This window comes from Providencia sp. PROV268 (assembly GCF_028477805.1).
GTDB classification, from domain to species: Bacteria; Pseudomonadota; Gammaproteobacteria; order Enterobacterales; family Enterobacteriaceae; genus Providencia; species Providencia stuartii.
In genome coordinates, this window is record NZ_JAMPLW010000012.1 from 160,955 (window position 1) to 187,670 (window position 26,716).

27 protein-coding genes are annotated in these 26,716 nt (G+C 39.3%); 9 read left to right on the forward strand and 18 right to left on the reverse strand.

What is annotated here, in order from left to right; all coding sequences use genetic code 11:
* Positions 1–99: 99 nt before the first annotated feature.
* Together PR699_RS10635 and PR699_RS10640 are read left to right on the forward strand one after the other, a co-directional pair.
* The gene (locus tag PR699_RS10635; protein WP_004919549.1) at positions 100–1,098 is read left to right on the forward strand and encodes a 2-hydroxyacid dehydrogenase; all 999 of its coding nucleotides are present in this window, start codon (positions 100–102) and stop codon (positions 1,096–1,098) included.
* A 16-nt stretch (positions 1,099–1,114) separates the two neighbouring features.
* Positions 1,115–1,552 carry an META domain-containing protein gene (locus tag PR699_RS10640; RefSeq protein WP_014658307.1) on the forward strand — a complete coding sequence of 146 codons (438 nt, stop codon included), beginning with the start codon at positions 1,115–1,117 and terminating at the stop codon, positions 1,550–1,552.
* A gap of 101 nt (positions 1,553–1,653) precedes the next feature.
* On the opposite strand, the gene grxB is transcribed toward PR699_RS10640, so the two are convergent.
* Positions 1,654–2,292, reverse strand: a complete 639-nt coding sequence (gene grxB / locus PR699_RS10645) for a glutaredoxin 2 (protein WP_014658306.1) — start codon at positions 2,290–2,292, stop codon at positions 1,654–1,656.
* A gap of 1,292 nt (positions 2,293–3,584) precedes the next feature.
* Between grxB and PR699_RS10650 the strand changes: the two genes are divergently transcribed.
* Positions 3,585–3,899 carry a helix-turn-helix domain-containing protein gene (locus PR699_RS10650; protein WP_004919544.1) on the forward strand — a complete coding sequence of 105 codons (315 nt, stop codon included), beginning with the start codon at positions 3,585–3,587 and terminating at the stop codon, positions 3,897–3,899.
* 138 nt (positions 3,900–4,037) lie between these two features.
* Here the strand turns inward: PR699_RS10650 and PR699_RS10655 are convergent, their stop codons facing one another.
* From PR699_RS10655 to PR699_RS10680, 6 genes are all read right to left on the reverse strand, one after another.
* A complete protein-coding gene (locus tag PR699_RS10655; RefSeq protein WP_004919541.1) occupies positions 4,038–4,655 on the reverse strand; it encodes a fimbrial protein in 618 nt (205 codons plus the stop codon).
* Between the two features lie 12 nt (positions 4,656–4,667).
* Positions 4,668–5,675, reverse strand: coding sequence for a fimbrial protein (locus tag PR699_RS10660; protein ID WP_004919539.1), 1,008 nt, complete (start codon positions 5,673–5,675; stop codon positions 4,668–4,670).
* The gene (locus PR699_RS10665; protein ID WP_014658305.1) at positions 5,666–8,155 is read right to left on the reverse strand and encodes a fimbria/pilus outer membrane usher protein; all 2,490 of its coding nucleotides are present in this window, start codon (positions 8,153–8,155) and stop codon (positions 5,666–5,668) included. Before PR699_RS10665 ends, PR699_RS10660 begins: the two co-directional genes overlap by 10 nt.
* Before the next feature lie 9 nt (positions 8,156–8,164).
* The gene (locus tag PR699_RS10670; protein ID WP_004919535.1) at positions 8,165–8,866 is read right to left on the reverse strand and encodes a molecular chaperone; all 702 of its coding nucleotides are present in this window, start codon (positions 8,864–8,866) and stop codon (positions 8,165–8,167) included.
* A gap of 70 nt (positions 8,867–8,936) precedes the next feature.
* Complete coding sequence (locus PR699_RS10675) at positions 8,937–9,521, reverse strand: fimbrial protein (RefSeq protein ID WP_004919533.1); 585 nt, start codon at positions 9,519–9,521, stop codon at positions 8,937–8,939.
* Positions 9,522–11,069: 1,548 nt separating this feature from the next.
* Complete coding sequence (locus PR699_RS10680; protein WP_004919531.1) at positions 11,070–11,237, reverse strand: hypothetical protein; 168 nt, start codon at positions 11,235–11,237, stop codon at positions 11,070–11,072.
* Between the two features lie 290 nt (positions 11,238–11,527).
* Between PR699_RS10680 and PR699_RS10685 the strand changes: the two genes are divergently transcribed.
* Together PR699_RS10685 and PR699_RS10690 are read left to right on the forward strand one after the other, a co-directional pair.
* A complete protein-coding gene (locus PR699_RS10685) occupies positions 11,528–12,475 on the forward strand; it encodes an FUSC family protein (RefSeq protein WP_004919529.1) in 948 nt (315 codons plus the stop codon).
* A gap of 53 nt (positions 12,476–12,528) precedes the next feature.
* Positions 12,529–13,362 (forward strand): aldo/keto reductase, encoded by an 834-nt coding sequence (locus PR699_RS10690; protein ID WP_014658304.1) that lies wholly within the window; start codon positions 12,529–12,531, stop codon positions 13,360–13,362.
* 85 nt (positions 13,363–13,447) lie between these two features.
* On the opposite strand, the gene PR699_RS10695 is transcribed toward PR699_RS10690, so the two are convergent.
* Genes PR699_RS10695 through PR699_RS10710 form a run of 4 tightly spaced genes read right to left on the reverse strand, consistent with a single transcriptional unit; the run spans position 13,448 to position 15,995 of the window.
* Entirely contained in the window at positions 13,448–13,900 is a 453-nt protein-coding gene (locus PR699_RS10695; protein ID WP_088499444.1) for a YcgN family cysteine cluster protein, read from the reverse strand.
* A gap of 19 nt (positions 13,901–13,919) precedes the next feature.
* Positions 13,920–14,576, reverse strand: a complete 657-nt coding sequence (locus PR699_RS10700; protein WP_004919523.1) for a fumarylacetoacetate hydrolase family protein — start codon at positions 14,574–14,576, stop codon at positions 13,920–13,922.
* Positions 14,577–14,596: 20 nt separating this feature from the next.
* The gene (locus tag PR699_RS10705) at positions 14,597–15,676 is read right to left on the reverse strand and encodes a lytic transglycosylase domain-containing protein (RefSeq protein ID WP_169342175.1); all 1,080 of its coding nucleotides are present in this window, start codon (positions 15,674–15,676) and stop codon (positions 14,597–14,599) included.
* 46 nt (positions 15,677–15,722) lie between these two features.
* The gene (locus PR699_RS10710; protein WP_004919520.1) at positions 15,723–15,995 is read right to left on the reverse strand and encodes a YcgL domain-containing protein; all 273 of its coding nucleotides are present in this window, start codon (positions 15,993–15,995) and stop codon (positions 15,723–15,725) included.
* A gap of 129 nt (positions 15,996–16,124) precedes the next feature.
* Between PR699_RS10710 and minC the strand changes: the two genes are divergently transcribed.
* From minC to minE, 3 genes are read left to right on the forward strand one after another with little or no spacing between them, the layout of a single operon-like run.
* Positions 16,125–16,844: a septum site-determining protein MinC gene (gene minC / locus PR699_RS10715; RefSeq protein ID WP_004919519.1), complete on the forward strand. Its 720-nt coding sequence runs from the start codon at positions 16,125–16,127 to the stop codon at positions 16,842–16,844.
* Positions 16,845–16,867: 23 nt separating this feature from the next.
* On the forward strand, positions 16,868–17,683 hold the full coding sequence (minD, locus tag PR699_RS10720; RefSeq protein WP_004919516.1) for a septum site-determining protein MinD: 816 nt from the start codon (positions 16,868–16,870) through the stop codon (positions 17,681–17,683).
* A 3-nt stretch (positions 17,684–17,686) separates the two neighbouring features.
* Positions 17,687–17,965 (forward strand): cell division topological specificity factor MinE, encoded by a 279-nt coding sequence (gene minE, locus PR699_RS10725; RefSeq protein WP_004919515.1) that lies wholly within the window; start codon positions 17,687–17,689, stop codon positions 17,963–17,965.
* 325 nt (positions 17,966–18,290) lie between these two features.
* On the opposite strand, the gene rnd is transcribed toward minE, so the two are convergent.
* From rnd to PR699_RS10750, 5 genes are all read right to left on the reverse strand, one after another.
* Positions 18,291–19,415 carry a ribonuclease D gene (rnd, locus tag PR699_RS10730; protein ID WP_004919510.1) on the reverse strand — a complete coding sequence of 375 codons (1,125 nt, stop codon included), beginning with the start codon at positions 19,413–19,415 and terminating at the stop codon, positions 18,291–18,293.
* A gap of 86 nt (positions 19,416–19,501) precedes the next feature.
* Positions 19,502–21,190 (reverse strand): long-chain-fatty-acid--CoA ligase FadD, encoded by a 1,689-nt coding sequence (fadD, locus tag PR699_RS10735; protein ID WP_004919508.1) that lies wholly within the window; start codon positions 21,188–21,190, stop codon positions 19,502–19,504.
* A 327-nt stretch (positions 21,191–21,517) separates the two neighbouring features.
* Positions 21,518–22,126, reverse strand: coding sequence for a Slp family lipoprotein (locus PR699_RS10740; protein ID WP_004919506.1), 609 nt, complete (start codon positions 22,124–22,126; stop codon positions 21,518–21,520).
* 285 nt (positions 22,127–22,411) lie between these two features.
* Complete coding sequence (gene tsaB / locus PR699_RS10745; RefSeq protein ID WP_004919503.1) at positions 22,412–23,110, reverse strand: tRNA (adenosine(37)-N6)-threonylcarbamoyltransferase complex dimerization subunit type 1 TsaB; 699 nt, start codon at positions 23,108–23,110, stop codon at positions 22,412–22,414.
* A 122-nt stretch (positions 23,111–23,232) separates the two neighbouring features.
* Positions 23,233–25,158, reverse strand: coding sequence for an ATP-dependent DNA helicase (locus PR699_RS10750; RefSeq protein ID WP_014658301.1), 1,926 nt, complete (start codon positions 25,156–25,158; stop codon positions 23,233–23,235).
* A gap of 162 nt (positions 25,159–25,320) precedes the next feature.
* Between PR699_RS10750 and PR699_RS10755 the strand changes: the two genes are divergently transcribed.
* The gene (locus tag PR699_RS10755) at positions 25,321–25,668 is read left to right on the forward strand and encodes a RidA family protein (protein ID WP_014658300.1); all 348 of its coding nucleotides are present in this window, start codon (positions 25,321–25,323) and stop codon (positions 25,666–25,668) included.
* Between the two features lie 65 nt (positions 25,669–25,733).
* Here the strand turns inward: PR699_RS10755 and mdtI are convergent, their stop codons facing one another.
* Complete coding sequence (gene mdtI, locus PR699_RS10760) at positions 25,734–26,066, reverse strand: multidrug/spermidine efflux SMR transporter subunit MdtI (protein WP_004919498.1); 333 nt, start codon at positions 26,064–26,066, stop codon at positions 25,734–25,736.
* A gap of 2 nt (positions 26,067–26,068) precedes the next feature.
* Positions 26,069–26,497, reverse strand: coding sequence for a multidrug/spermidine efflux SMR transporter subunit MdtJ (gene mdtJ, locus PR699_RS10765; RefSeq protein ID WP_004919496.1), 429 nt, complete (start codon positions 26,495–26,497; stop codon positions 26,069–26,071).
* Positions 26,498–26,716: the final 219 nt, after the last annotated feature.

A 26,716-nucleotide genomic window follows, 5' to 3' on the forward strand; every position in this document is an offset into this window, starting at 1 on the left:
CTGTAATAATTATCTTATTCTGACCTTAATGCTTGGTAGCCACTTTTTTAGCTACCCCTTATTTTGGGTTCCTAACGAATAGTACACGGAGTTTCTTAGATGAAAATCGTTTCTTACAGTACTAAACAGTATGATCGTAAACATATGGATCAAGTCAATCAAGGATCCGAGTTTGATTTTAATATCGAATACTTTGATTTTCCATTAACAGTACAAACAGCAAAAAATGCTGTCGGCGCTGATGCCGTATGTATCTTTGTTAATGATGATGCTAGCCGTGAAGTATTAGAAGAGCTTGCGGCGCTTAATATCCGCATTTTAGCATTACGTTGCGCAGGTTTTAATAATGTTGATTTAGTCGCAGCACAAGAGCTTGGGATCCAAGTTGTGCGTGTGCCCGCCTATTCACCTGAAGCAGTTGCCGAACATGCCGTGGGGATGATGTTATGCCTTAATCGTCGTATCCACCGAGCCTATCAACGTACCCGAGATGCTAATTTTTCTTTAGAAGGGTTAACGGGCTTTAATATGCATAACCGCACTGTCGGTATTATCGGCACGGGTAAAATTGGCCAAGCCGCGCTGAGGATCTTAAAAGGGTTTGGTATGCGTTTACTCGCCCATGACCCTTACCCAAATCAAGTGGTCCTCGATTTAGGTGCAGAATATGTGGATTTAGATACTTTATACAAAAATTCTGACATTATCTCTTTACACTGCCCTCTCACGCCCGAAAATCACCATTTATTAGATGAAAACGCATTTAATAAAATGAAAAATGGCGTAATGATCATCAATACAAGCCGTGGCGCTCTCATCGATTCTGTTGCAGCCATTAGTGCACTTAAAGCACAGAAAATTGGCTCTCTTGGTATGGATGTTTATGAAAATGAACGCGAATTGTTCTTTGAAGACAAATCGAATGACGTTATCCAAGATGATATTTTCCGTCGCCTTTCATCATGCCATAATGTGCTATTTACGGGTCACCAGGCTTTCTTAACGGAAGAAGCATTAACCAGTATCAGCGAAACAACTTTAGGGAACATCCGCCAACTTAATAATGGCGAAGATTGTCCTAACATTGTCAAAGCCTAATAGAGGCAAAATGATAATGAAACGGATAATCCCTTTAACACTATTGGGTTTTTTATTAGCAGCCTGCCAAACCCAAAATGTGAGTGCTGATAACAGCGATAATGTGACTGAGCAACAGTTAATCCATCATAATTTTGTACTAACAGAGGTTGATGGGCACCCCATCGTTGGTAAAGTCGGCGTTCCTAGTTTGTCCTTTGGCGAAAAAATGTTTGTCTCTGCCACTATGTGCAATGATTTTCATGGAATGGGTCGGATCAATAATGCAACGCTTGTTGTTAAGCATCTATCCAAAACAGAATTAGAGTGCGTTGATGAAGACTTATCAAAATGGGATCCATTAATTAAACGTATGCTAACCGAAGGTGCTGATATATCCTATAATGATAAAAAGCTTACTTTGTCACAAGGTAGGTATAAACTGGTTTATGTTTTGAAAGATTACGTTAATTAATTTTTCTTTATTTTCAAGTGACGACTAATTAAAAATCCCATTATTTGTCATGAATAATGGGATTTTTGCTTGATAATAACACGGTTTCAAAATAGCTAACTTTACCTTGCTTGTGAAAACAGCAGGGTTACCCCCGTTATTTGAGCGATATTTTTCATATAATTCAGTATAGTGGTGCTAAACGGTAAGTCATTCACTATTGATAAACTGCGCAATAAAGGGAAGATAATAATATCATCCATAATATTGTTGCTATTACGCGTTTCTAACCATGCATCTAAAACATCCATATGTGGTTCAAGCTCCACAATTAATGTATGCGTTTCTTTTAATAACGTATTCAGATCACCAAAAGCACGCTCTTCCCTTTCAATATAAGCGGCTCTCGCCTCTGGGGTCCTTAGCTCAGGAAAATCGGCTTGTGTAAAACGTGGAACAACCAATTTATATACTGTAGTTGAAACGGTGTTATACCATTTATCAATCTCTGGAGAAACAGCATGTTGAGCGATTGCTGGCTCTACTAGCTGATCGACATAATGAACTATATCTAGACTCTCTGGTAAATAGTCACCATCATCTTTTTGCAAAATAGGCAACATTTTGCGGCCAATCATTTTGGTTGGCGTCGCTTTATCATCTTCCATCAAAAATATCTGCTCTACAGCGATTTTTTTAAATCCGAATATCATTCTTGCTCTAACACAAAACGGACAATGATCATAAAGATAGAGTTTCATTATAAGATCCTCTTCATTTAAGTGGTGACAATCATATTGATTATTATGTTAGTATAGCGAAAGGCATGGATGTAACAAAGTTGTAAAATTCATTAACTTTAAGTAACCCACCACTAAATCTGTTCTAACCGATGAGTTATGCAAGATATTTATCAGCGAACCTCTTCATTTCGCTCTTTTGTGAACATTCAATTTTGTTACAATTTGCAGTAATTCAGGCCAATATCACCGACTTCTACCACTGTATTATACCATATATACAGCATAAAAAACTGGTTTGATCAGATCAATTAGTCTATAACTTCAAAAAACACCTGAACAATGGCGTTAGTTGTTAGTATGCGCTACCAGAAATGTATGTTTACACATTACATCATTTTTAATATTTAAGTTCAGTTATACTAAAACTATAAACACATATTTACCAATAGAGTTTTATCAATTAATTATGGCGAAACTGCTTTCTGTTAGCTTTTTTACATTAATAGTTATTTTTACTATGTCATTAGGGATCTATGATGAGCTTATCTATATCTTGCATTTTTTTGTTATTAAAATGTAATTTATATTACTCTCCTTCTGATTAGAATGAAGAAATAAGTAATTGATTATAAATAGATTTAATAATTACAATCCTTTCTAGCACTCCCCTCTCAAGACCGCAATTACAGTTAATTGATTAATTTCATTATATACTTATTGACTTTTTTCACTCTACTTTATTATTATTTTAATAATTTATTATAAGCATACGTATATTTACCACATGAATTTTTATTCAATAATCCTCCGTAAAACAGCAATAAACATTAAATTTCCTTAATATTAATTAATGTTAATATTTTTATATACCAATAAAACCCTCAATAAAAATACTTACCGTGAAAATTAATAGCTTTTTAGATACATATCACTAACATCTAAGGTTATATATTAGAGAACGACATATCCATAATCGAGTATCGATAAAAGAAAAAATGAATAAGGTTTATTTAAATATAATCAAGCCTTAAAATAATCAAATACAAAAACTAAAAAACAAAAAGTAAAACAATTAATTTATATCAAATGTTTATATAGTAATATTTCTGTTATAATTATTATTCTCATTTTAATTAACACATGAGAACACTTACTAATATAAATTGTAAGGTCTTTTCAATATATGGCTTAGCTAAATTAAATAACCGATATATTGAAATTAATTGTTTTTTTAAGATTTTATATATTGTATAATTTTATAATGCATTAGCATTATACTCTACAATCCCTTTATCAATCGAGGGTGTCACATGGACATTCATTATTTTATTGGAATTAAGATAAAAACACGGCGAAAAGAATTAGGCCTTTCGGGGGCTGATTTAGCCAAAAAATTAAATATCAGCCAACAGCAAGTCTCTCGCTATGAGAATGGAATCAATAAAATACCTCTAAATCACTTAGTTAGCATAGCGATTGCGTTGAAATGCCCTATAGACTGGTTCTTTCAAGGATGTATTACTGAAGAGGATTACTCTATGCAAGATGAAACAATTAATATTAAGAGTCAAGAGCTAAAATATACAGCAGAGAGTGTTATTATTCACTCTAAAAACTCGCTCTAATATTTCAATCTATATTATTACATTTATGATACATCTGTAATTAGACAATTATATTTCAAACCTAATCACCTAAACAAAAAAATAACATAGCGATTAAATCGCTATGTTATTTTTATTTAACCTACATGTTTTTATATGTTAATTATACTGGATTTCATATGTCGCATAACTTGCCATCAACCCAGTTGTCACATCACTCGCCTTCTCTGCTGTGTAACCAATATAATATTGGAAAATTGCATCCTTATTATCTGATATTTTCGGCGTGACTTTAAGTTGCTGAGGATCTGCTGGAATAATTTTATTATCAGCATCTAGAATCGTGTTATTATTGATGGATAATGCAAAGTTAATATTTTTTGCACCATCAACTAACATATTTTTCAGAAGCCCCGCAGTTTCAAAGTTTGTTTTCGGCACCAAGTAACCATCCGCCCAAGTTACACTGATTTTATTGAGATCGGCATCAACAACTTCACCATTATGCTCAACAGATTGACATTGTGATAACTTGATAGTAAACATTTTTGATTTTAAATAGGCACCACCTTCACTATTATGAATTTCCATAAGTGAAATTGGAGCAAGATAGATATTCGCATCACTTCCTTGGTCATTCACGGAAACTACACACGAAACATCAACAACTTTACCCGCAAAAGATACCTTGCCTTCATCATAGTTAGTTTCAAAAGTTGGTAATGCATTTGCATAACCTACCGCTGAAAAAAGCATCAGTATTATCCAGTTTTTCATTGGGCTCCCCTATTAATCATAGGTTATGTTGAATTGCATCACAGCCTGCACATCACCAGCAGTCACTTTGTCTCCATACTGGTAATAGCGAGCAATATAGTTCGTATTAATATATTTATCGAGTGCAGTTGTTAACTCCCCAACCTTATAACTCTTACCCCAAGTTAATTTTACTCCCTTGTCGGTAAGAACTTGCACACCAATACCTTGTGCCGGGGACGATTTTGCAGTGTTATCCAGAACCCCATCTTGAGGGTTGGTATTCGGTGCATTTCTTCCATAGAAACTCATGTTTACAGAAACCGAATCGGGAGAAATACTCACTCCACCATTACACATTAAATTAATAGGGAACTTTTTCTCACCCGCAGTAGTTCCTCGACCTTTAAAATCGGTGCGCTTAACCGTATCTAGATGAACATCTTGGTTTTTACCTGTCATAATTTTACAAGATGGCGATACAATGGTAATGGCATCAGCCGATAAATAAGTAATAATCGCTGGTTCAACTGAATTAGGTTTGTAACCATAACGAGTATACTCACCTTGGGTAATTCGCCCTGAGCCTGTATTTTCTGCTGTCTTAATGATTTGTAACTTAAATGTTGAGCCAGCTAAATACACATTGATCTTTTGTCTATTACTCCCACTAACTTTAAACGTATCTGGGTAGGTCATTGCTACAGCCCCCATACGTTGGAAACGCAATCCTATCCCTGGGATATTCGTGTTATAGACTTTATTTGGCCCCTCAGTCAGCCCCTTTGCTGTTATAATGGCATCTAAAACAGTGCCACCATAACACTGTGCCCAATAACTGCCAGTTTCCTTCATCGGCCATGTTTTTTCTTGTATCACACTACCTACAGGAAGATCTGGGGAGACAACCACTCGGCCAAATTGCATGTCGATATTCTCGGCTGGAACCCAACTATTTCGGGTGCATGTAGCATACGCGGGGATACTCGATAGCACTGCTGCCAGTGCTATTCCATTACGTAAAATTGTGTTTATCGACATACACTATCCTTACTGGTTCCTGCTTCCAGAGAAAATACACATTGCCCATTATCCCATTTCACAATAGCTTCTTTGGCATCTTCGTTACTAATAAATACCGTGCCACCTTGTCCGACAACACCAATTGACTCACCTTCAGCGTTAGTCACTTCCGCGCCAAATGGCATTGGCTTTTTATCGAGACGCACAACGTTAAAAGTCCGATTACGTTCAACTTTAGTGCCAAATTTCACCTTAACAATACTGCCTTCATAAGGAACGACTTGGCTTGATGTGTTTTCGAACACGATATCTTCAGCACTGCCTTTAGGGTCAATTTCAATATTATTAATACGATAAGGTCGTACATATGGTGCTAGTGCATAACCACCTCGATTGACGCGTACACCTGGAGCACTGATAATTGAAGCGCCTTCTGCACCTTCGGCTTCAATCAACGCCATTGTCGTTGCAGTATTTGGTGTGAGTACAACGCCCCCTGAATGCACAACAATAGAGCCATTCGCACCAACGCCAAATTGGCGATAACCTTGCCCTTGGCTATAATTAGCATTGGTATTGACATAAGGAGTACGATAACCCGTATTTACTGCAACACTGTGTTCACCACCTCTAGCCGTTGAGGTATTTAGCCCATAAGTCCAGTTATTCTCATCATCTAGTGCCCCATTAACACCGAGCTGAGTTGAGCCAAATTTCTCATTATTAAATACGGTGTTTGAGGTTAATGTGGTACTTCTGCTGTCACCAAAATAGAGTGGAATATTTAGGTTTAGGCTAATACGGTCGTCTTTCTTTCCATGTGAGTTATTATTATCCGAGTAGACTCGCATAAAATTAATGGAATAAGAGAGGCGCTGATATTGGTTGTTATAACTAAACTGATACTGTTTCTCAGTGCCAGAACGTTCCCAATAACTTGATATACGACCTGTAAAATACAGCCCACCAAATCCATCCGGTAAGTTTTGGTTTACTGTATAGCTAAAACCATTTTTTTCACGCCAACGGTTATTTGAAAGACCACGTTTATCATAATCGATCGCATACAGCGCATCGTTAACATTAAAATAGTCTTTCGTTGAATAACGATACGCAGCCAATGAAATATTGGTATCAGTTTGCGATATCAGTCGGTTAAAAGTGATACGATAACTTTGGCCATTATCGGTTCGATGTTTTAACGCAGTTCGAGATTGCGTCACGTCCAGTGCTAACGCACCAATCCCCGTATTAATACCAGTACCAACTAAATAAGCTTGGTAGTCATCAAATGCCGTAACACCACCATAAAGTGAAAACGTATTATTTAAGCCGTGTTGGATCGTACCTTGCATAATATAAGGGCGATGATGCAAACCATCGGTATCAGACTTACCAGCAGCGACTTGATAACGTGTAAAGCCCGGACGTAACAGTTGTGCTAACGATGAATATGGCACACTGAAAGTACTTTCACTGCCATCTGCTTCCTTAACGGTGACGTTTAGGTCATTACCGTAACCGGATGGATAGACATCATTTAAAATAAACGGCCCTGGTGGTACTGAAGTTTGATATATGATCGAGCCATTTTGGCGTACAGTGACTAATGCGTTACTTTGGGCAACACCACGAATTTCAGGTGCATATGATGTCATTCCATCAGGATACATGCTGTCATCTGTCGCAATTTTTGCACCACGCAAGCTAATACTGTCAAACAGATCGCCATCAGTATAAAACTGACCTGCGGTCATTTTTGACTTCATACTTGCAATAGGTCGTTGTAAATAAGTTTGGTTGCTGTTCCAACTGGTGCTTCCTGAACGTTGCCAACTTAAGTTACCGATATGTTTTAACAACCAGCCATCGAATGATAACCCTGCATTTAATCCTAAATACGCACTGGCATCATTCTGCCCCTGAGCTCCGCTCGTATGATTATCATAATAGTTAGCCATATAGGCTACATTAAGTGCTGGTATTCCTTTTTCCCAGAATTGTGGCGCAACATACCCGCGTGATAAACGTTGTTCATAAATTTGGGGTACTGAAATATCTAGACGTAAATTAGATGAGTGAAATTTATCATTCACTTCACTCAAATTATTCCACTCTTTAAGAGGTAAGCAGGTGGATTCTTGTGAATTTAGTTGTGGGTTTAATTTTTCTGCATCAACACCAAAATTGCTCAACATAGCTGGCGTATAGCACACACCTAAATTCCCATCTTTTTGTTGAACAATATTTAAATCATAGCGTCCTTTCCAATTATCATTGGTATACACATCAACAGAATATTTACCTTCACTAATTGGAGCAGTATTGAAGCGTTCTAAATCAACATTATCTTTGCTGCCTACTATGAATCCACTGTTAAACTCGTAGGTTGTGCCTTCCGCCCCCCACGCGTAAAATGTTGGCATCATACATACAGTGACAAAGCAGGTCACAGAGAGTGTATTACTATATTTATTTATTAACTCTCGCTGTTTCATTTTTCTGTCCTATTTAACAGTTGTTTTAACTGCTATGTCCGCCCCATAATCATTGATATTGTTCAAAACAATGTTTTCACCTGCTTTAATTGCTTTTTTCAATACCACTGAGCTTTGGCTTTTTGGTGCCACCATAACCGCTTTATCAGTTAACCCATTTTTTCCATCTGTAGAAATTTTTGTAATGGTAATAAAAAATGGTGTTGGGTTATTTATAGTCAGATTATTTCCATTAGCACTCACAATTAGTTTTTCAGGTGCTAATTCACGGCTACCTAAACCTACAGGACGATAAATAAATTTAAAACGAGAACGAATTGCCAGTTGTAAAAAGTTTTGATCTTCTTTTCCTGCAGTTCGGACTGTCGGTGGAATATCTAAAATATTCAGCCACCATAAACTTTCCTTATCTTGTGGTAGTCCATTTTTATCCATTAATTTAATACGGAGAGTTTGACCACCCTTAGCATCAATACGAGATATTGGAGGCGTAATTTGAAATGGTGTTTTTATTGTATCTGGTGTTTCAGATGCATCACCGGTATCTAACCATGCTTGTGCGACAGCTGGTCTATCCGCGGTATTATTTAACTGCACTGTAATTTCTTTTTCATTTCCAGGATAAATAAATCGTGTGCCGTTAACAATAATGTTGTTCGCTAATGAAGATGCACTGAAAACGAAGCAGAAGAATAAAACAATTGCTTTCATTTGAACCTCTAAATAAAAGCGGCAGTTAACCTACCGCTTAGATAAATATTACTTTTAAATTAATTTAATATTATTCGTAAGTAATTTCGTAAGTTGCATAGCTTTCTACGATACCGCTGCTAACAGTATCTGGCGTAGAAGTTGCGTAACCTACGTAATAAGTGAAACGTGAACCGTCAGCAATATCAACTGTTTTTGCTTTAGGTTGAGTAGCACTAGTTGGGTTGATTTTGGTTTTTAAATCAGGATCAGCATTAGTTGCTAATACTAATTGAATATTTTCAGCACCCGTTGAATCAGTGTTAGCTAAATAACCTTCGTTTGCACCAGAAGCACCTACTAATACGTTACCACCAGTCCAGTTAACATTTAATGTAGTGTCATCAGCTGTACCTTGACAATTAGTCACGTCAATAACAAATGATTTTGGTTTCAGGTAAGTATTTGCACCTGCATCTTTAACTTCTTTTACTGAAACAGGAGCCAAATAAACTTTAGCGTCACTACCTTGGCCGTCAACAGAAATAGTACAAGAAACATCTGTCACTTTACCGTAAAAATTAACTTGGCCACCACCAGCGTTTTCAGTTGCAGCGTAAGCAGAAGATGCACCAATAATTGCAGTAGCAATTGCAGTCAGTAATACTTTTTTCATTGTCATTTCCTAATATGAGGGTTTTTATTATTACACTAAACAGAACTTATTAAGCACCTAGTCTTTTAATAAATAATTAGCGTAGGGTGTTGACCATATGTTTAATATGGTTAAACATTTATTTCCGTGTATTTAAGCTACTGCTAATAATTTAATTAAAAATATAGTTCTATCTTAATCAGTCCATTTTTAGAATTAATAATCATAACGTGGTCTATATGATTTCGGAGAGAGGATACATAAAAACTTAAATTACATTAAATCGTTTTTATCATGAGATACAATAAAATTTAATAGTCTTAGCCTATCAAACAACTGCTATTGATCGAAAAACCTTATTGAATATACACGATGTATTACTCGTTTTACGCTAATTTATCAAATTGATTGTTTGTTTTTTATTTTTATGTTTTTAACAAATTCTAAAAAATGATCTTATAGTGATATTTTATAAAAGAGATAAATGCAAAAACTATTCTAAATAAGATTATCCTTATTGTGACTACTTATTCTAAATTTATATACTCAAAATAAATATTAGTCTAAATATGATATTTGGGTTTTAAATAATATAAATTAATTTTATGTTTATTCATTGATGGAATTAATTCTCATTTGAGAATATATTTATGATATAACGGTAATGCATCATAATTGGATTATTTACTCATGTAAGGAGTAAAACAATATGATTATATGGATAAAGGTGTATTTTTAGATTAAAAGCAAAACTTAAGCGATAAATCAGAAAGTAATAGGCTTTATTTTGATCTAGTAAGTAGAATAATTACTTGTGATTTGACTATATTTCAAAAGTTCTTTTTATTTCGCTATTTTATTCCTTGCCTAGCACCCAAAATGCGCTAATGAAGAAATAACAAAGGTTACTTATTGTTAGTAAATGTTATCAATTAATTTGATGTATGCACATTTTTTCTTCATATTTTTTGATCTATTCAATTTTTTTTAAATGTGTAACCATTTGATAACTAATGTTAAAAAATAATTTACCCTCCCCTCTATTGAGACTTAACTCAGATATCAAAACCATCCTTAAGAATAGTCCTAAAACTCACCTAAAGAGTATAAATAGCTTTTTATTTCACCAGCGCTGAACAAAAAAGATGCTCAGTTAAGGTTAGTTAGATCACTTTGCGCAATAATCTATCTAAAGATAACAAGATTAATGGAGCGAATAAGCCTGTTTAATGCAACTTATTTAGACCATAACATAAAGCACACATCGTATATTGAATATCTGTTATCGTAAGAAGTGAGAGTTAGATCTCTTTCAACTACACACACCGATCAAACTTTAATCGACATTGTTGTTAAGTTACTACTTTCATATTGTTAGCGACCAATCAATTAAAACTACCGTTAACCTCTTTAACAGCACCTTACAAAATTGCTGACTTAAACTGCTACATTCCATTAAGTGAATGCAATTAACCTACTATTAGCCATAAAGTTAATTGCATTCAACGCCTTTATTGACCGAGATATACCATGCAAGCCCATTTTGTAGAGAATAAAATCATCACTCCGCTAGGCGGGTTTACCTTCAATATTCTTATTGTCTGGGTTATCGGGGGCTGCAAATGCGAGCTCTTTTAACCAGTCTGAGAGAATGGGCTTAGTTTTCTTAGCGTCAAGCTCTGCTCTTTCTTGCTTAGTGAGTCTAATAACCACAACTTCTGTTTTCATTTGATGCATTTTGGTCTCCTCCCTTTAGAGGCTTTACCATGCCATACTCAAGAAAAAGATAGGTCTTAATTACTTAATTTTACAAAAATAGAAGATAGCAATACAAACGACTACCAGAGTGGCATATTGATGTTGCTATACGCTAGTTATGTCATTTTCCGAGTGATAGGTTGGCGGGGCAATCAATGATGCTCAAATAGAGATGATGGAAAATTATAATAATTCTCAGTAAGTTATTCGTTGAGTTATCAACTTATACACTGTATGAATATGATTAATTTATAAGGTGAGATCGTCTAATGCCAATTTCTTTGCCCCAAACCCGAAGTGCCTTTTTACTTTCTCTATGGGTTATCGCTCCATGGTTTATTGCTATCCTCTATAAGCAACCCATGTTAGGGACTTTGATCTCTTTTGGTGCATATTTATTAGTTGTGTCATTTCCTAAACTCCCCACGAAAAAACCTATTTATGTTTTACTGCAAGGAGCCTGCATTTTATCTGCTCTTGCGGTAATCGGTGTTAATGTCACCCTTGGTAGCCTTTTATTCTTTATTTGCTCTGGACTTGGCGCTTTTTTTCAAGGCTATGCCGAATTGCGGTCAACCTATCTACGTTTACCAATCGCCCTTGGCGTTTTAGCTTATTTCCTATCAATTGGTCAGGTCCCCGCTCAGGGTAGCTTATTTTATGGCATCGCATTTACACTCGGTACATTTTGGGGCGTCATTATTGCTTATATTCTGTTGCCCCGTCATGACCTTCCCGCACCAACAACTCAAATTGATATGCGCACTCCCGCAGTACAGCGCTTCTCTGTGGCAATAGTTCTCGTTGCGCTCATCGGGAGTGCTCTTGCAACCCTGCTCCCTAGCTCTCATCCCTGTTGGCTACCTGCTGCTGGTTTAAGAGTGATGAAATCTGAACGGACAGCAACTTGGCAAAGGCTAAAACAACGTGGTGCAGGCACTCTGCTCGGTGCTGCTGTAGGGGGGCTTTTACTTGGTTTATCAAATAACCCACTCTTACACGTTTCCTTAGTGGGCCTATTGTTATTCGCCATGTTAATGATCGGTGCGAAACGTTATGGCTATTGGACATTTTGTTTAACCGCTATCGCATTAACATTTAACTTAACGGCCACTGCTGGGCCTATTGTATTAGCGATTGACCGAGTGTTACTGACGGTTTGCGCTTTGGTCATTGCCATCATGATGTTATTGCTACTGCCCAAATCGACAAAATAAGTTCTTACGCGGTGATATATTGGGTACAGTTTTGACATCTATCAGGAGACACTATGATCCCATCATATGAATTACTCGATGGATTCCAAATCCCTCAAATTGGTTTTGGAACATATTCATTAAAAGGTTTACATGGGGTTCGGGTTATTGAAAGTGCGCTATCACATGGCTATCGTTTATTAGATACTGCATTTAATTATGAGAATGAAGGTATTGTCGGCAAAGCCATTAAAAATAGCTCTGTTCCTAGAGATCAAATAACCGTCACATCGAAATTACCTGGCCGACACCAACAATACAATAATGCCATGCACACTATCCAAGAATCAGTGGCTCGATTAGGTTTAGATTATGTTGACCTTTATTTGATCCACTGGCCAAATCCGAAAAGAGGAACATTTGTTGAGGCTTGGCAAGCATTAATCGATTCACAACGTTCAGGTTTAATCAGAAGTATTGGGGTGTGTAATTTTCTCCCCGAACATCTAGAAACATTAGAAAAAGAGACGGGCATACTTCCCGTGGTCAATCAAATTGAACTGCATCCTAATTTTAATCAAGCCAAACAGCGTCAATATGACCAATCTAAAGGGATCATTACGCAATCATGGAGCCCATTAGGTCGTGCCGGTGATGTGTTATCTAATCCAACCTTACTCAATTTAGCGAGTCGCTATAATAAATCGGTATCGCAAATTATCATACGTTGGCATTTACAGTTAGGTGCATTACCAATACCGAAAGCGGCGCATTCGTCACGCCAAATTGAAAATATTGATGTTTATGATTTCGAATTATCGCCGGAAGATATGCAAGCAATAAATAACTTATCTTCTGCTAATGGTCGATTACGCAATCAAGATCCTGCTGTTTATGAAGAATTTTAATACGTCACTGTTTTAAAATACGACAGCCCTATAAAATAGGGCTGTCGCGTTATTCAAACATATTGGCTAAATCAAGCTTATCTGATTAAGATGATGTTCTATCTACTGGCCGATTCATGATATGGTCTTCCCAATCCACCACATCTTTTTCTCTAACCGCGATATGGCGAACAGAGATCCGCTCACTGTGCATTGCCGCTTTTGACCCCGTTTTAAGAGGATGCCATGCAGGTAAGGTTTTACCTTCTAGCAATAAACGATAAGCACAAGTGTGTGGCAACCATTCAAACGTTTCTAAATTGTAGCGATTGAGCTTGATACAATCTGCCTCATAACTGAAACGATCTTCATAATGCTTACACTGGCAGGTCTTGATATTTAATTGATTACAAGCCACGTTAGTAAAATAAATTTCATCCGTGTCTTCATCCATCAGCTTATGTAAACAACACTGACCACAACCGTCACACAGTGATTCCCATTCATCGTCAGTCATTTCATCTAACGTTTTTACCTGCCAGAAAGGCTGAGACATAATACTTATCAATCCTATATCATTAGATCACTCGAGTCGTTAACGAGTGGTCATTAATTGAGAGCTTTAACATATCACCCGATGTCAACGGCCCGACACCCTCTGGTGTTCCCGTTAAAATAATATCCCCCGCACGCAAAGTAAAAAAGCGAGACATATAGCTAATCAGAGGTAATATTGGCGTGATCATATCACGAGTAGAGCCTGACTGGCGAATTTCCCCATTGATCTCCAGTGAAAGCTGGGCACTTTGCGGATCACCAAAGTTATTAACCGGAATAAAGCCTGAAATAGGACATGAGCCATCAAACGCTTTACTTTTTTCCCATGGCTGCCCTGCTTTTTTAAATTTTGCCTGCAAATCACGCAATGTTAAATCTAATGCCACAGCAAAACCCGCGATTGAGCGAGAAACTCTATCTTCATCAGCATTTTTTAAGGGCATACCAATCAAAACCGCTAATTCTATCTCATGGTGTACAGAGCCAAGATCTTTTGGAATAACAATCGGTTGGTTAGCGTCACATAATGCCGTTTCAGGTTTGATAAAAATCACAGGCTCTTCGGGATGTGCTGAGCCCATTTCTTTTATATGTTTCGCATAGTTACTGCCAACACAAACCACTTTGTTTGCAGGGAAATCCAGTAAGGCACCTTGCCAGTCACGATGTTGGTACATAGTTGTAACTCCTATTATCGTTATTGTATTTTTTGAGCAACGCCATCAGCCATGAGGCAAACGCTCAAAGCAAAGTAATATGAACGATTCCAATGCATGATCGTGCGGAAGTTTTCAGTTACTAAGTATGCACGCCCTAACGGATCATCAGGGATAACAACCCACGTTTTTAAATTGGGTGATAACTGCGCAGATGCAGGGAGTTTAACGCCAAGTTGCTCCCACTGTGCAACCGTTTTGCCCTGCTCTGCTTTCACGCCTTCCAGTTGCTTATCAAAGTCGGTAGGTAGGCTCACTTGATAGCCCCAAGGTAGTGCAGACTGCCAGCCTTCCGTAGACAGGTAATTGGCAATTGAGGCAAACACATCCGCCTTATTGTTCCAAATATCCATTTTGCCATCGCCATCACCATCCGCCGCATAAGATAAATAAGACGTCGGCATAAATTGGCTTTGGCCCATGGCGCCTGCCCAAGAGCCTTTTAACTGCTGCTCTTCCGGTATATAGCCTTTATCCATAATTTCCAGTGCAGCCAGCAACTGTTTACTGAATAATGCTTCACGGCGGCCTTCAAATGAAAGCGTAGCTAATGCTGAGATAACATCTTCTTTACCTTGGGAGCGACCAAAGCCACTTTCTAGCCCCCACAACGCAACAATATATTGGGGCGGTACGCCATAACGATGGCTAATCGCATTTAAGAGTGACTCATTTTCCCAATATTTTTCCGCGCCTGCATTAATGCGTGATGCAGGTAGCACATTCTTGAGATAACTTTCTAAAGTCACCGTTGCTCTTTTTTCCGGTTGCCCTTTATCGGCCTTAACAACGCGTTCAATAAAATGAATATGGGCGAAACCACGTTCAATAGTTGCAGGTTGAATACCTTGAGCTAATGCATGCTCTTTTAACAACTCCACATAAGCAGGGAATTGCGATGGTTCACGCTCTTCGAGTGGAAAAGCTTTATTTAGCGCGATCACCTCTTTTGCAATCATGGCATCTTGCTCAGCCTGTGGTGTAACCAAAATAGGTTGTTTTGCTGAGCAGCTAGCTAAAAATAGGCCGCTAATTAAAGTAAATAATAACGTTGGTTTTATCACATCACCTCCCCAAGTAAATTAACATCTAAGTATTATCCTAATTTTATTCGCTGTAAGACTCTCGATATTCAGCGAGTAGGTTTTCAACTGGAGGTGGAAATTGCAGATAATACCCAACTTCAATTAAATCAGCTTTGACTTTCTCAATGTCTGCATTTGCCAGCTTGTCGCGGTTTGCAAGGGAAAGGGTCATCGCAAATTGAGGAGTACCAAATTGTTTCATGAGTTCTTCAGGTACACGAGAAAAATCATCCTTCTTCTCAATATAAAGATATGTTTGTTCACGGTTAGGACTACGATATATTGCACAAATCATTATATTTAACTCTTTTTCTTAGTTCATTGGCTTGCTTGAAGAATGTAGTAACTATAACATGCTATTGTTTTACAGAATATCGTCACCCGAAGTTTGTTTCGGATATTTTAATTTGCTGAGCCCGGATAGATGTCACAGTCGCCAATAGAACTCAAAGGCAGTAGTTTTACTCTTTCTGTTCTTCACTTACACAGTGAAGAACCCAAACTCATCAAAAAAGCGCTACAAGATAAGGTTAGTCAAGCTCCTGACTTCCTTAAAAATGCGCCAGTGGTTATCAACATTGCTGATTTAACCACAAATGCTGATTTATACAGTATTCACAAAGCAATTATATCGGTTGGCTTAAGGGTTGTCGGAATAAGCGGATGTACCGATCCTTTGCTACGTAAGAAAGTCAATGATGCAGGCTTACCGGTTCTCAATGAGGGGAAAAGCCAAAAAGCCGTTGATACTCAACCTAAGGCTGTTCATACACCGGTCGAGGTAGCCACTCCCGCCGAACCTGAGTTTAATTACCGGAAAACACGAATTATTAATGCCCCTGTTCGTTCAGGCCAACGAATTTATGCACCAAATAGTGATCTCATCGTAACAAGTAATGTGAGTGCAGGTGCAGAATTGTTGGCAGATGGTAATATTCATATATATGGCATAATGAGAGGCCGAGCACTTGCAGGTGCTTCTGGCGATACGGAAAGCCAAATTTTTTGTGTCCACTTGCAAGCAGAGTTAGTGTCTATTGCAGGTGAATATTGGCTGAGTGATCAGATCCCGTCTGAATTTCTCGGCAAAGCAGCGAAACTTTGTCTCGTTGACAACAGATTAAATATTGAAAACTTAATTTAGACCTTATTTACAAGGAATTATTCATGGCACGCATAATTGTTGTTACATCTGGTAAAGGTGGCGTCGGTAAAACCACTTCAAGCGCGGCCATAGCTACAGGCCTAGCTCAAAGAGGGAAAAAAACGGTTGTGATCGATTTTGATATCGGTCTACGTAACCTCGACCTGATCATGGGATGTGAACGCCGAGTAGTGTATGACTTCGTTAACGTCATTCAAGGTGATGCCACATTAAATCAGGCACTGATTAAAGATAAACGCACCGAGAATCTTTATATTCTGCCAGCATCACAAACTCGTGACAAAGACGCACTGACACGTGAAGGCGTTGAAAAAATACTCGACGAATTAAGTAATGACTTGTCTTTTGATTTTATCGTATGTGACTCCCCAGCCGGTATTGAAAGTGGTGCATTAATGGCACTTTACTTTGCAGATGAAGCGATCATCACCACGAACCCTGAGGTTTCTTCTGTTCGTGACTCTGACCGCATCTTGGGTATTCTCGCCTCTAAATCACGCCGCGCCGAAAAAGGGCTCGATCCTATCAAAGAGCACTTATTATTAACCCGCTATAACCCGGGTCGTGTGACGCGTGGTGATATGTTAAGCATGGAAGATGTGCTGGAAATACTTTGTATTCCATTAATTGGTGTGATCCCTGAAGACCAATCTGTTCTACGTTCATCAAACCAAGGTGAACCGGTCATCTTAGACGCAGAATCTGATGCAGGTCAGGCATACAGTGACTGTGTTGACCGTATTTTAGGTGAAGAGCGCCCTATCCGATTCATTGAAGAAGAGAAAAAAGGTTTCTTGAAACGCCTATTTGGGGGGTAAATAATGGCTTTATTGGATTTCTTTCTGTCGAGAAAAAAGTCGACAGCAAATATCGCAAAAGAGCGATTGCAAATCATCGTTGCAGAACGTCGCCGCGGTGATAGTGAACCTCCTTATCTTGCTGATATGAAAAGAGATATTTTGCAGGTTATTTGTAAATACGTGCAAGTTGACCCTGAGATGCTTTCTGTACAATTCGAACAAAAAGGTGATGATATCTCAGTACTTGAACTCAACGTTACGTTACCGGAAGGTGATGAAATCAAGGCTCCTGAAAAATAATCATAGCAAATAGCCGTTGTTTTTAAGTTGTAAATAGCGGCTTGCTTTTTTATTTGTTCAACCAATTGAATTTAAATAATCATCAATGGAATGAATATTTGTTCTATGTGGTTTGGGTGTCTATTGCCAAAAGAAATACAAAATCCCCCAACTCTCCGATACGCCTCTGCCGATAGTTAACTTTCTGTCGAAACCGTAGCAGTGCAGTAAATAAATCGATTGATTAATGAGTGGGTGAGCTATTCAACGCTTAAGTGCCGTCACTATTCACTAGGTAAAAGGTTAACATTTCACTCCTAGCAAACCTAGGAGTGAAAATAGGCCATTAACGCGCTTGTTGAAGGAGCTTTGTAATTGGCTCAGCAAGCATTCTTCCTCGCCAACCATCAAGTAATTCAGGCTGATTAGGGATAGATTTGATCCCCCAATGTACCGAGAGCAACTGGTTTATTTGCCGCCTTGAAGCAAGCAATTCCGCATTGAATTTCTCATGCTCTGCAATTTCTTTAACAACACTCTTTATCTCTTTAAATAACGTTTTATATTGAGGTTGCTCATTCAAATTCGCCACTGTAGGGGGATATTCACTCTCATCCATCTGTTTGGCTTTTTCAACAATACTGAGTAACCGCCTTCCATGACAGCGGATCTCTTGTCCCGTCAGCCCTAATGCGTCTAATTCACCTAATGAACCGGGTAAATAACGCGCCACTTTCCAAAGATGCTCCTCTTTAACCACAAAGTTAATCGCCATATCACGCGCTTTTGCTTGATTTAGCCGCCATTCCGCCAGCATTTGCAAGCAAGCCAATTGCTCATTCTTTAACTGACAAACATTGGTGATATTACGGTAAGCTAATGCAGGATCAGTCACATTTTGTCTGCGTTCAACCGTTCTTTGGCACTCTTCTAGCGCAGCAGAAAGGTAGCCTGACTCTTCCACTTTCTGCATCAGGATCTTGGCTAACGGCAGCAAATAAAGCACGTCTGCCGTCGCATATTGGCACTGTTTTTCACTTAAGGGGCGCGCTAGCCAGTCGGTTCGAGATTCACTCTTATCAAGCTCTATGCCTAAGTATTCAGAAACTAAAGAAGCGAAACCACAGGAGATTGGATACCCCAAAAAGGCTGCAATAACCTGTGTGTCGACCATCGGTTCAGGCACACACTCAAAATCATGCAAAAACACTTCAAGATCTTCACTACCGGCATGTAAAAACTTAGTGAGGCTCTTATTTGTCAGTAAGGCTTTAAACGGTGAAAAGTCGCTAATAGATAACGGGTCAATCAGTGAAACTTGTTTTCCATCATAAAGCTGTAGCAAACCTAATTGTGGATAGTAAGTTCGAGTACGGACAAATTCGGTATCCAATGCCAACCAATCGGCTTCACTCGCCTGCTGGCATACCTGTGCAAGTTCGCTATCAGTTGTAACTAAACGATAATTCAAAACAAATTTCTCTTTTTATATTCTCATCACAGTAACGCCGGTAAAAACCGGCGTTACTCATAGGGGTGCAAACCGATATGACAACGTTACGCTGTTGATTTATCTTTTTGCTGTTTCTCTTCATCACGTAGTTCTCTACGCAATATTTTACCAACGTTCGATTTTGGTAGCTCGGTTCGGAACTCAAATAACTTAGGTACTTTATAGGCGGTTAATGAGCGGCGACAAAATGTTTTCAGATCATCTGACGTTAGATTAGGATTACTACTAACAACAAAGACTTTAACTGCCTCCCCTGTACTCGTACTCGGCACACCAATCGCGGCACACTCTACGACATCAGGATGAGATGAAATCACATCTTCCACTTCGTTTGGATAGACATTGAAGCCCGAAACGATGATCATGTCTTTTTTACGATCGACAATGCGGATATAACCTTCACTGTCTATTTCAGCAATATCCCCCGTCGCTAACCAGCCATCATGTAAAATTTCCGCGGTTGAATCAGGGCGGTTCCAATACCCTTTCATCACCTGTGGACCTTTCACCCACATTTCCCCTGGTTCCCCAAGTGCAACCTCATTTCCATCATCATCAACCAGCTTGATTTCTGTTGATGGAACCGGTAACCCGATACTACCACTATAAGCCGTCAGATTATACGGGTTTCCAGTGACAAGTGGCGAACATTCCGTCAATCCATACCCTTCTAATAAATGCTTCCCAGTCAGTTTTTGCCATTTTTCAGCAACTACTTTTTGAACAGGCATCCCGCCACCAACCGTCAACCTGAGTTTAGAAAAATCCAGTTGTTGAAACTCTGCGTTATGTAACCATGCATTGAATAAGGTATTAACACCCGTAATCGAAGTGATCGGATAACGTGCTAGCTCTTTAACGGTACCTGCCACATCACGAGGGTTAGTAATCAATAAGTTCACCCCCCCGACATTAATAAACAGGAAGCAATTTACCATAAGAGCAAAGACGTGATAGAGCGGTAGTGCCGTAACAACAAATTCTGAACCTATTTTTAATACCGGACCATAAGCCGCTCGAGCTTGCTCGATATTCGCTAACATATTACGGTGCGTTAGCATTGCCCCTTTCGCTACCCCTGTCGTCCCTCCGGTATACTGAAGGAACGCAAGGTCATCGCCATTGATCTTTGGCTTGATATATTGCATACGATAACCGTAATGCATCGCACGTCGGAAAGAGATAGCATCTGGTAAATGGTATTTAGGCACCAACCGTTTAACATACTTGACGACAAAATCCACTAATGTCGCTTTCGGACGAGAGAGTTGATCCCCCATCCGAGTTAAAATAACGTGCTTAACCTTGGTATTAAACACCACTTTTTCAAGGGTATGAGCAAAGTTAGACACAATGACAATGGCCGTTGCACCACTATCATTTAACTGGTGCTCTAGCTCCCTTGGGGTATAAAGTGGGTTAACATTGACGACAACCATCCCCGCGCGCAAAACGCCAAATAGAGCTATCGGGTATTGCAGCAAGTTAGGCATCATCAACGCGACGCGGTCGCCTTTTTTTAACCCTAACCCATTTTGTAGGTAAGCGGCAAAAGCACGACTTCTCTCTTCTAACTTGCGATAAGTCATCACCGCACCCATGTTGATGAATGCAGGTTGGTCAGCATATTGCGAAACCGAATTTTCAAGTAACTCTGCTAAAGAAGCAAAGCGATCAGGATCGATCTCTTCCGGCACATCGCTTGGGTAATTTTTCAGCCAGATTTTTTCCAAAGTATGACTCCTGAATTTTAGTATAGTAATATAACTCAAACACTCTTTTAACAAATTATTAACTCAGCGTACCAGTTTGAAAAATACCCTGTGCTAAGGTTGAGAGGTCTATCACTAAATAAATTTCATTCCTTCGAAACAAAAATAGGCGGACTATTCCGCCTATTTCGTTTTAGTATGTTATTCCAGAACGATATCTGGTGTAGATATCATAATAATACACTTTTTTGAATCATTTTTGGAAAAATTAACATATTTCCCACGTATAAACCTAATAAATAAACTGACTAAGCTCATTGCCGAATAAATAGCCTTTCACTTCTCATTTTATTCGGTTAAATAGGTTTGTACTGGAGCAACGCCCCCCGGATAGCCATAACCATAGCCATATCCGTAACCCCAAGGATGGTTATAGTAATAAGGGTTTCCGTAATACCCATAACCCCACGGGCCTGGTGGCGGCAAAATTACACTTTGCGCTAAATTCCAACGCTGGTAACCCGTTACGTCTAACGTGACATACTTATAGGGGATATCACCAATTTTACCAGGCTGCTCTCCGGTAATTTTACCCACCACTGTGATGTAACGACCATTATAGTCAGCAGGGTCAAGGAACCCATTAACAAAGGCATAAATACGACCAGTTGATGCCGTATTTAATTCTGGTGCTGCATCATATTTATTCAGTGGGATCACGGCAATTTCTAATCGCGTTTTATTAGGCTGATTAAAAACAGAGATTACTTTCCCACCAAAACGCCCTTCCTGCCCAATATACATTTCAGGCGCATTTTGTACTGACGATAAGTTAACCGCTGGATTAGGTGACGAGCCTTGAATTGAGGCTGGGATCGACACACACCCCGTTAACGTTAATATGCCGACAAATAAAACCGCTTTAAATGTCGAACGGCTGTTAATTTTTATACCCATATACCACCTCCATTTAGCTTTAATTATAAATTCAGACGGCAAGGATTAACATTAATATCAACTAACATAACACGATATGTTCAATACTTTGAGAGATAAATACACGAATAATTCAATTATAGACTGATAAAATAAGGCTTGATGAGTCTCGATGCTAATTTTAATCATCGAATTAAAAAAACATCCATTTAAGACAGTAAATATTGGTAGGAAAAAAGCGTAAAACAGAACTTGGCTATGCCTAACTTAACAATAAAATAAGCATAGCCAATCTAAAAAATATACCTATTCACGACCCGGCAGTTTTTTCCACGTCACTTCGTTACGTAAATATGTTGGTTCAACGTTTTCGACGGCTTGTACCTGACCCGCACGCCATAAACGTTCAGCAATCGGTAACATATCTTGTGCCGCTGGCAATGTGATCCCACTCTCAATCAACGAAAGCGCACTGTCTTTTAATTGCGGATAAGCTTGCCAACCTGTTCCTGCTAGGCTCCATTGCCCTGCCAACTGAGCGATTGAATCTCTAAATAGCTCCGGCGCCATAACAGCTTCGGTATCCTCACCGAGCCATATGCCCTCTGCTGTACGCTGATATTGAGCGCAATATACCTCTGTCATGCGCGCATCGATCGCCGTCAAAACCTGCTCATGTCCTTGCGTTCGATATGCCCCTTCTGCCAGTGTCATCAATGATGAAACACCGATCATCGGTAAATTGGCGCCGAGTGCTAACCCTTGGGCGATACCGACCCCGATGCGAACGCCCGTAAAACTCCCCGGTCCACGACCAAACGCTAACGCATCCAATTGGTTTAAAGTGACCCCCGCTTGGGATAATACCTCGTCCACCATTGGCAACACTTTTTGTGTATGCTCTCGAGGCGAAACGGCAAAACGCGAAATAATTTCTCCATCGCATAACAATGCGACTGAACATGCTTCTGTTGCTGTATCAACAGCAAGAATACGGCTCGACATGCCACAACTCCGGCAAATGATTAGATTTGATGCCACTGTACCTGTACAGTGACCTGAAAATGACGTTTATAGTAGCATAAACTCAAAATGAAATAGCAGAAAAAACCGCTTATGACCTTGGTTTAATTGCTATTATTATGTTCTATTCGTTTTTTCTCAAGAAACTCAATTGCTTTAGATAAACTGCGAGTTCTTGGTGACGGCGGTAAACTATTCAAAAAAACCTTACCATATGGACGTGTTACTAAACGGTTATCGCAAATCACAATAACGCCGTAATCACTGGTATCACGGATCAAACGCCCAACACCTTGCTTTAAGGTGATCACCGCATCAGGAATTTGAACATCCGCAAATGGGTCACCGCCTCTTAATTGGCAATCCTCAATACGCGCCCGTAATAATGGGTCATCAGGGGCTGTAAACGGTAATTTGTCGATAATCACACATGTCAGTTCATCCCCTCTGACATCTACCCCTTCCCAAAAGCTACTCGTTGCAACAAGCACTGCATTTCCCGCCGCAATAAATTGGGCAAGTAACTTATTTTTACTGCTTTCGCCTTGCATAAGCACAGGTAACACGAGTGTTGTTCTCAGCTCTTCGGCTAATTCACGCATCATCATATGTGATGTACACAAGAAAAAGCAGCGCCCTTGGTTTTTTATAATCAGTGGTCGCAACATATTCGCAAGTTTTTGTGCCACCCCTTTTTGGTTTGTTTCCGGTAAAAAACGTGGCACACAGAGTAAAGTTTGGCTTTGGTAATCAAAAGGGCTCGCCAATAGCAAGGTTTTCGCTGACGTTAAACCCAATCTATCGGTAAAGTAATTGAGTTGTTCATTAACGGATAACGTTGCCGATGTGAATACCCAACTTGCTGGCGTACTGGAGATCATTTCACTGAATTTTTCCGCAACCGTCAGTGGTGTTATCGCTAATAAAAAATGCCGGCCATAGCTTTCAAACCAATAGCTATAACCTGGAATTGTGACATCTTTTAGCCGATTCAAACGATTACGGTAGAGAGTCACCCGTTCAAAAACGGAATCTAATGTTTGCGAACGCCCTAATGATGTCTTGATCACTTCATAACATAACTCGAGAGAATCATCGAGTAATGTCAACGCGCGCTGCACCACAGGGCTTTTCAATAGATCACGCAAGTTACCACGAAAGCTGCTCTCACCTAAATTTAAGCGAAAATCCAATGTGCTTTGAGTTAGCCTATCTGCACTTTTTTGTAGCTGAACCAGATCTTTTAGCTCTGTGCGATAGGCCATAACCATATCACGTGCGAGATCAAGAAGCTGGCGGCTACTGAGTTGTTGACCGAAATATTGGCTAGCAATATCGGGGATTTGATGTGCTTCATCAAAAATCATCACATCAGCTTGTGGCATTAACTCCCCAAACCCCATATCTTTAACAACACGATCAGCCATAAAGAGATGATGGTTAACAACGATAATGTCAGCATCTAATGCTTTGCGGCGCGCTTTTAATACAAAACATTCTTGATAACGAGGGCAATCACTGCCGAGACAGTTGTCATTAGTGCTGGTGACTAATGGCCAAACGGCATGATCTTCCGCGATATCGTGACAAGTGCTGATATCCCCAGACTCCGATTCAATGGACCAGTTGCGTAAGCGGACAACGGCAGACAATATTTCTGGCTCAAGGCTCCCCCCGCCTAATGACTGCTGATCTAAACGCTCTAAGCAAAGATAATTTGAGCGGCCTTTTAATAACGCTGTCCGCCCATTAAATTTCATCGCGTCTATAATCGTGGGTAAGTCACGGTGATAAAGCTGATCTTGTAACGCTTTCGATCCAGTCGAAACAATCACTTTTTTACCCGAACGTAAGGCGGGCACCAAATAAGCGTATGTTTTGCCTGTTCCTGTTCCCGCTTCAGCCACTAGCACATGCTGTTTTTCAATTGCCTCCGTGACAGCATGTGACATTTTGACTTGGGCTGCTCGTGGTTGAAAACCTGGGATTGTTCTCGCCAAAAAGCCATTAGAAGAAAAATCGTCGTGCACCGCAAACCTATTTATTGTTCTCTTTGAAGGCGTCTACTTTATCATGTCTTGATGTTGCCTGCTGAGCTAAATCATCCAATCGTCATAGAAAGGATTTTTCATCAATAAAGCAAGCTGTTATCCTTAAAAAGACTCACTAATGAAATGAACTAAGGAATAATGATGACGATTGAAAGAATTGACCCTGACAAACGTTGGTCTGAAGCGGTTATTCACAACAATGTTGTCTACTACACCAGTGTACCGGATAACTTAGATGCTGATATTATTGCTCAAACAGCGAATACCCTTTCAGCGATTGATATTCTTTTACAACGCGTGGGTTCTGACAAAAGTAAAATCCTTGATGCAACGATTTTCCTTGCTGACAAAGCCGATTTTGCGGGAATGAATCAAGCATGGGATGCTTGGGTTGTTGAAGGCAGCGCACCGGTTCGTTGTACTGTACAAGCGGCGCTGATGAAACCGGAATATAAAGTCGAAATCAAAATTGTTGCCGCTATTGAATAACGACACCTAGCAAACGATTTATCATAAAAAAATAGAGCGCCAATCATCAATTGGCGCTCTATTTTTTAAGACATTTTAATAAGCACCATCCCCAACAATAACAGGACGATACCTCCCCAACCTTTATAATTTAGCCGCTGATTGAAAAGGATCCACCCCGCGGCTACCGTCGCAATAATACCAAAAGCGCCCCACAACGCATAAGCAATCGACAATTCGATACCTTTGACTGCTTGAGCCAACGAGCTAAATGCGCCTAATACTGCCACTAAAGATAAAATTCCTAACCAGTAACGTTTAAAGCCGTTCGACATTTTTAAGAGGATGTTTGCAAGAATTTCCAGTACCACAGCAAGAACTAAAAATGCGCCGTGCCACCATTCAAATTGGACGTCCATAATCAGGCCTCCGTTTTAGCACGTTCTTGTGCCAAACCACCTGATTTAACCGCAGAGACCGCACGCCCCGCCGCTTCTTTCACTTTTTGAGCAGACTGAGTGACGGTCGATTTTTTAGTACCCGATTTAATTAACCCAATTCCTGCGATTAACAATACTAAGCCACCAATTTTCATAGGGGAAAGCGACTCGCCAAACCACAACACACTAAACGTCGTGATAAATAGAATACCGATCCCTTCCCATAAGGCGTATGCAACCCCAAGAGCAACTTTTTTCACAGCAACAGCTAGCAAAATGTAAGAAGATGCAATCATGACATACATTACTGCCATCCCAGTAAAATCACCACTCACGCTGGCGTGTTTCATCGATAATGTACCGATCACTTCGGTAATGATAGCTAATGCTAAAAATATCCAATATATCATTATATAATCTCTCTATGGATAATCGCACGACTGCTTATTTTTCATACAGAAATAGCAAACTTTTCGGCTAAGAAAAATTTTGTGCAATTATAAAAAACAAATAAATATCAAAGTGATGCTGATTTTATTCAGCAAAATGAATAATAGAGAGAGACGCTATAATGCACCGCACCAGTGGTGTTCACTGGAAAGGATCGCTGAAAGGAAAAGCCGATGGGT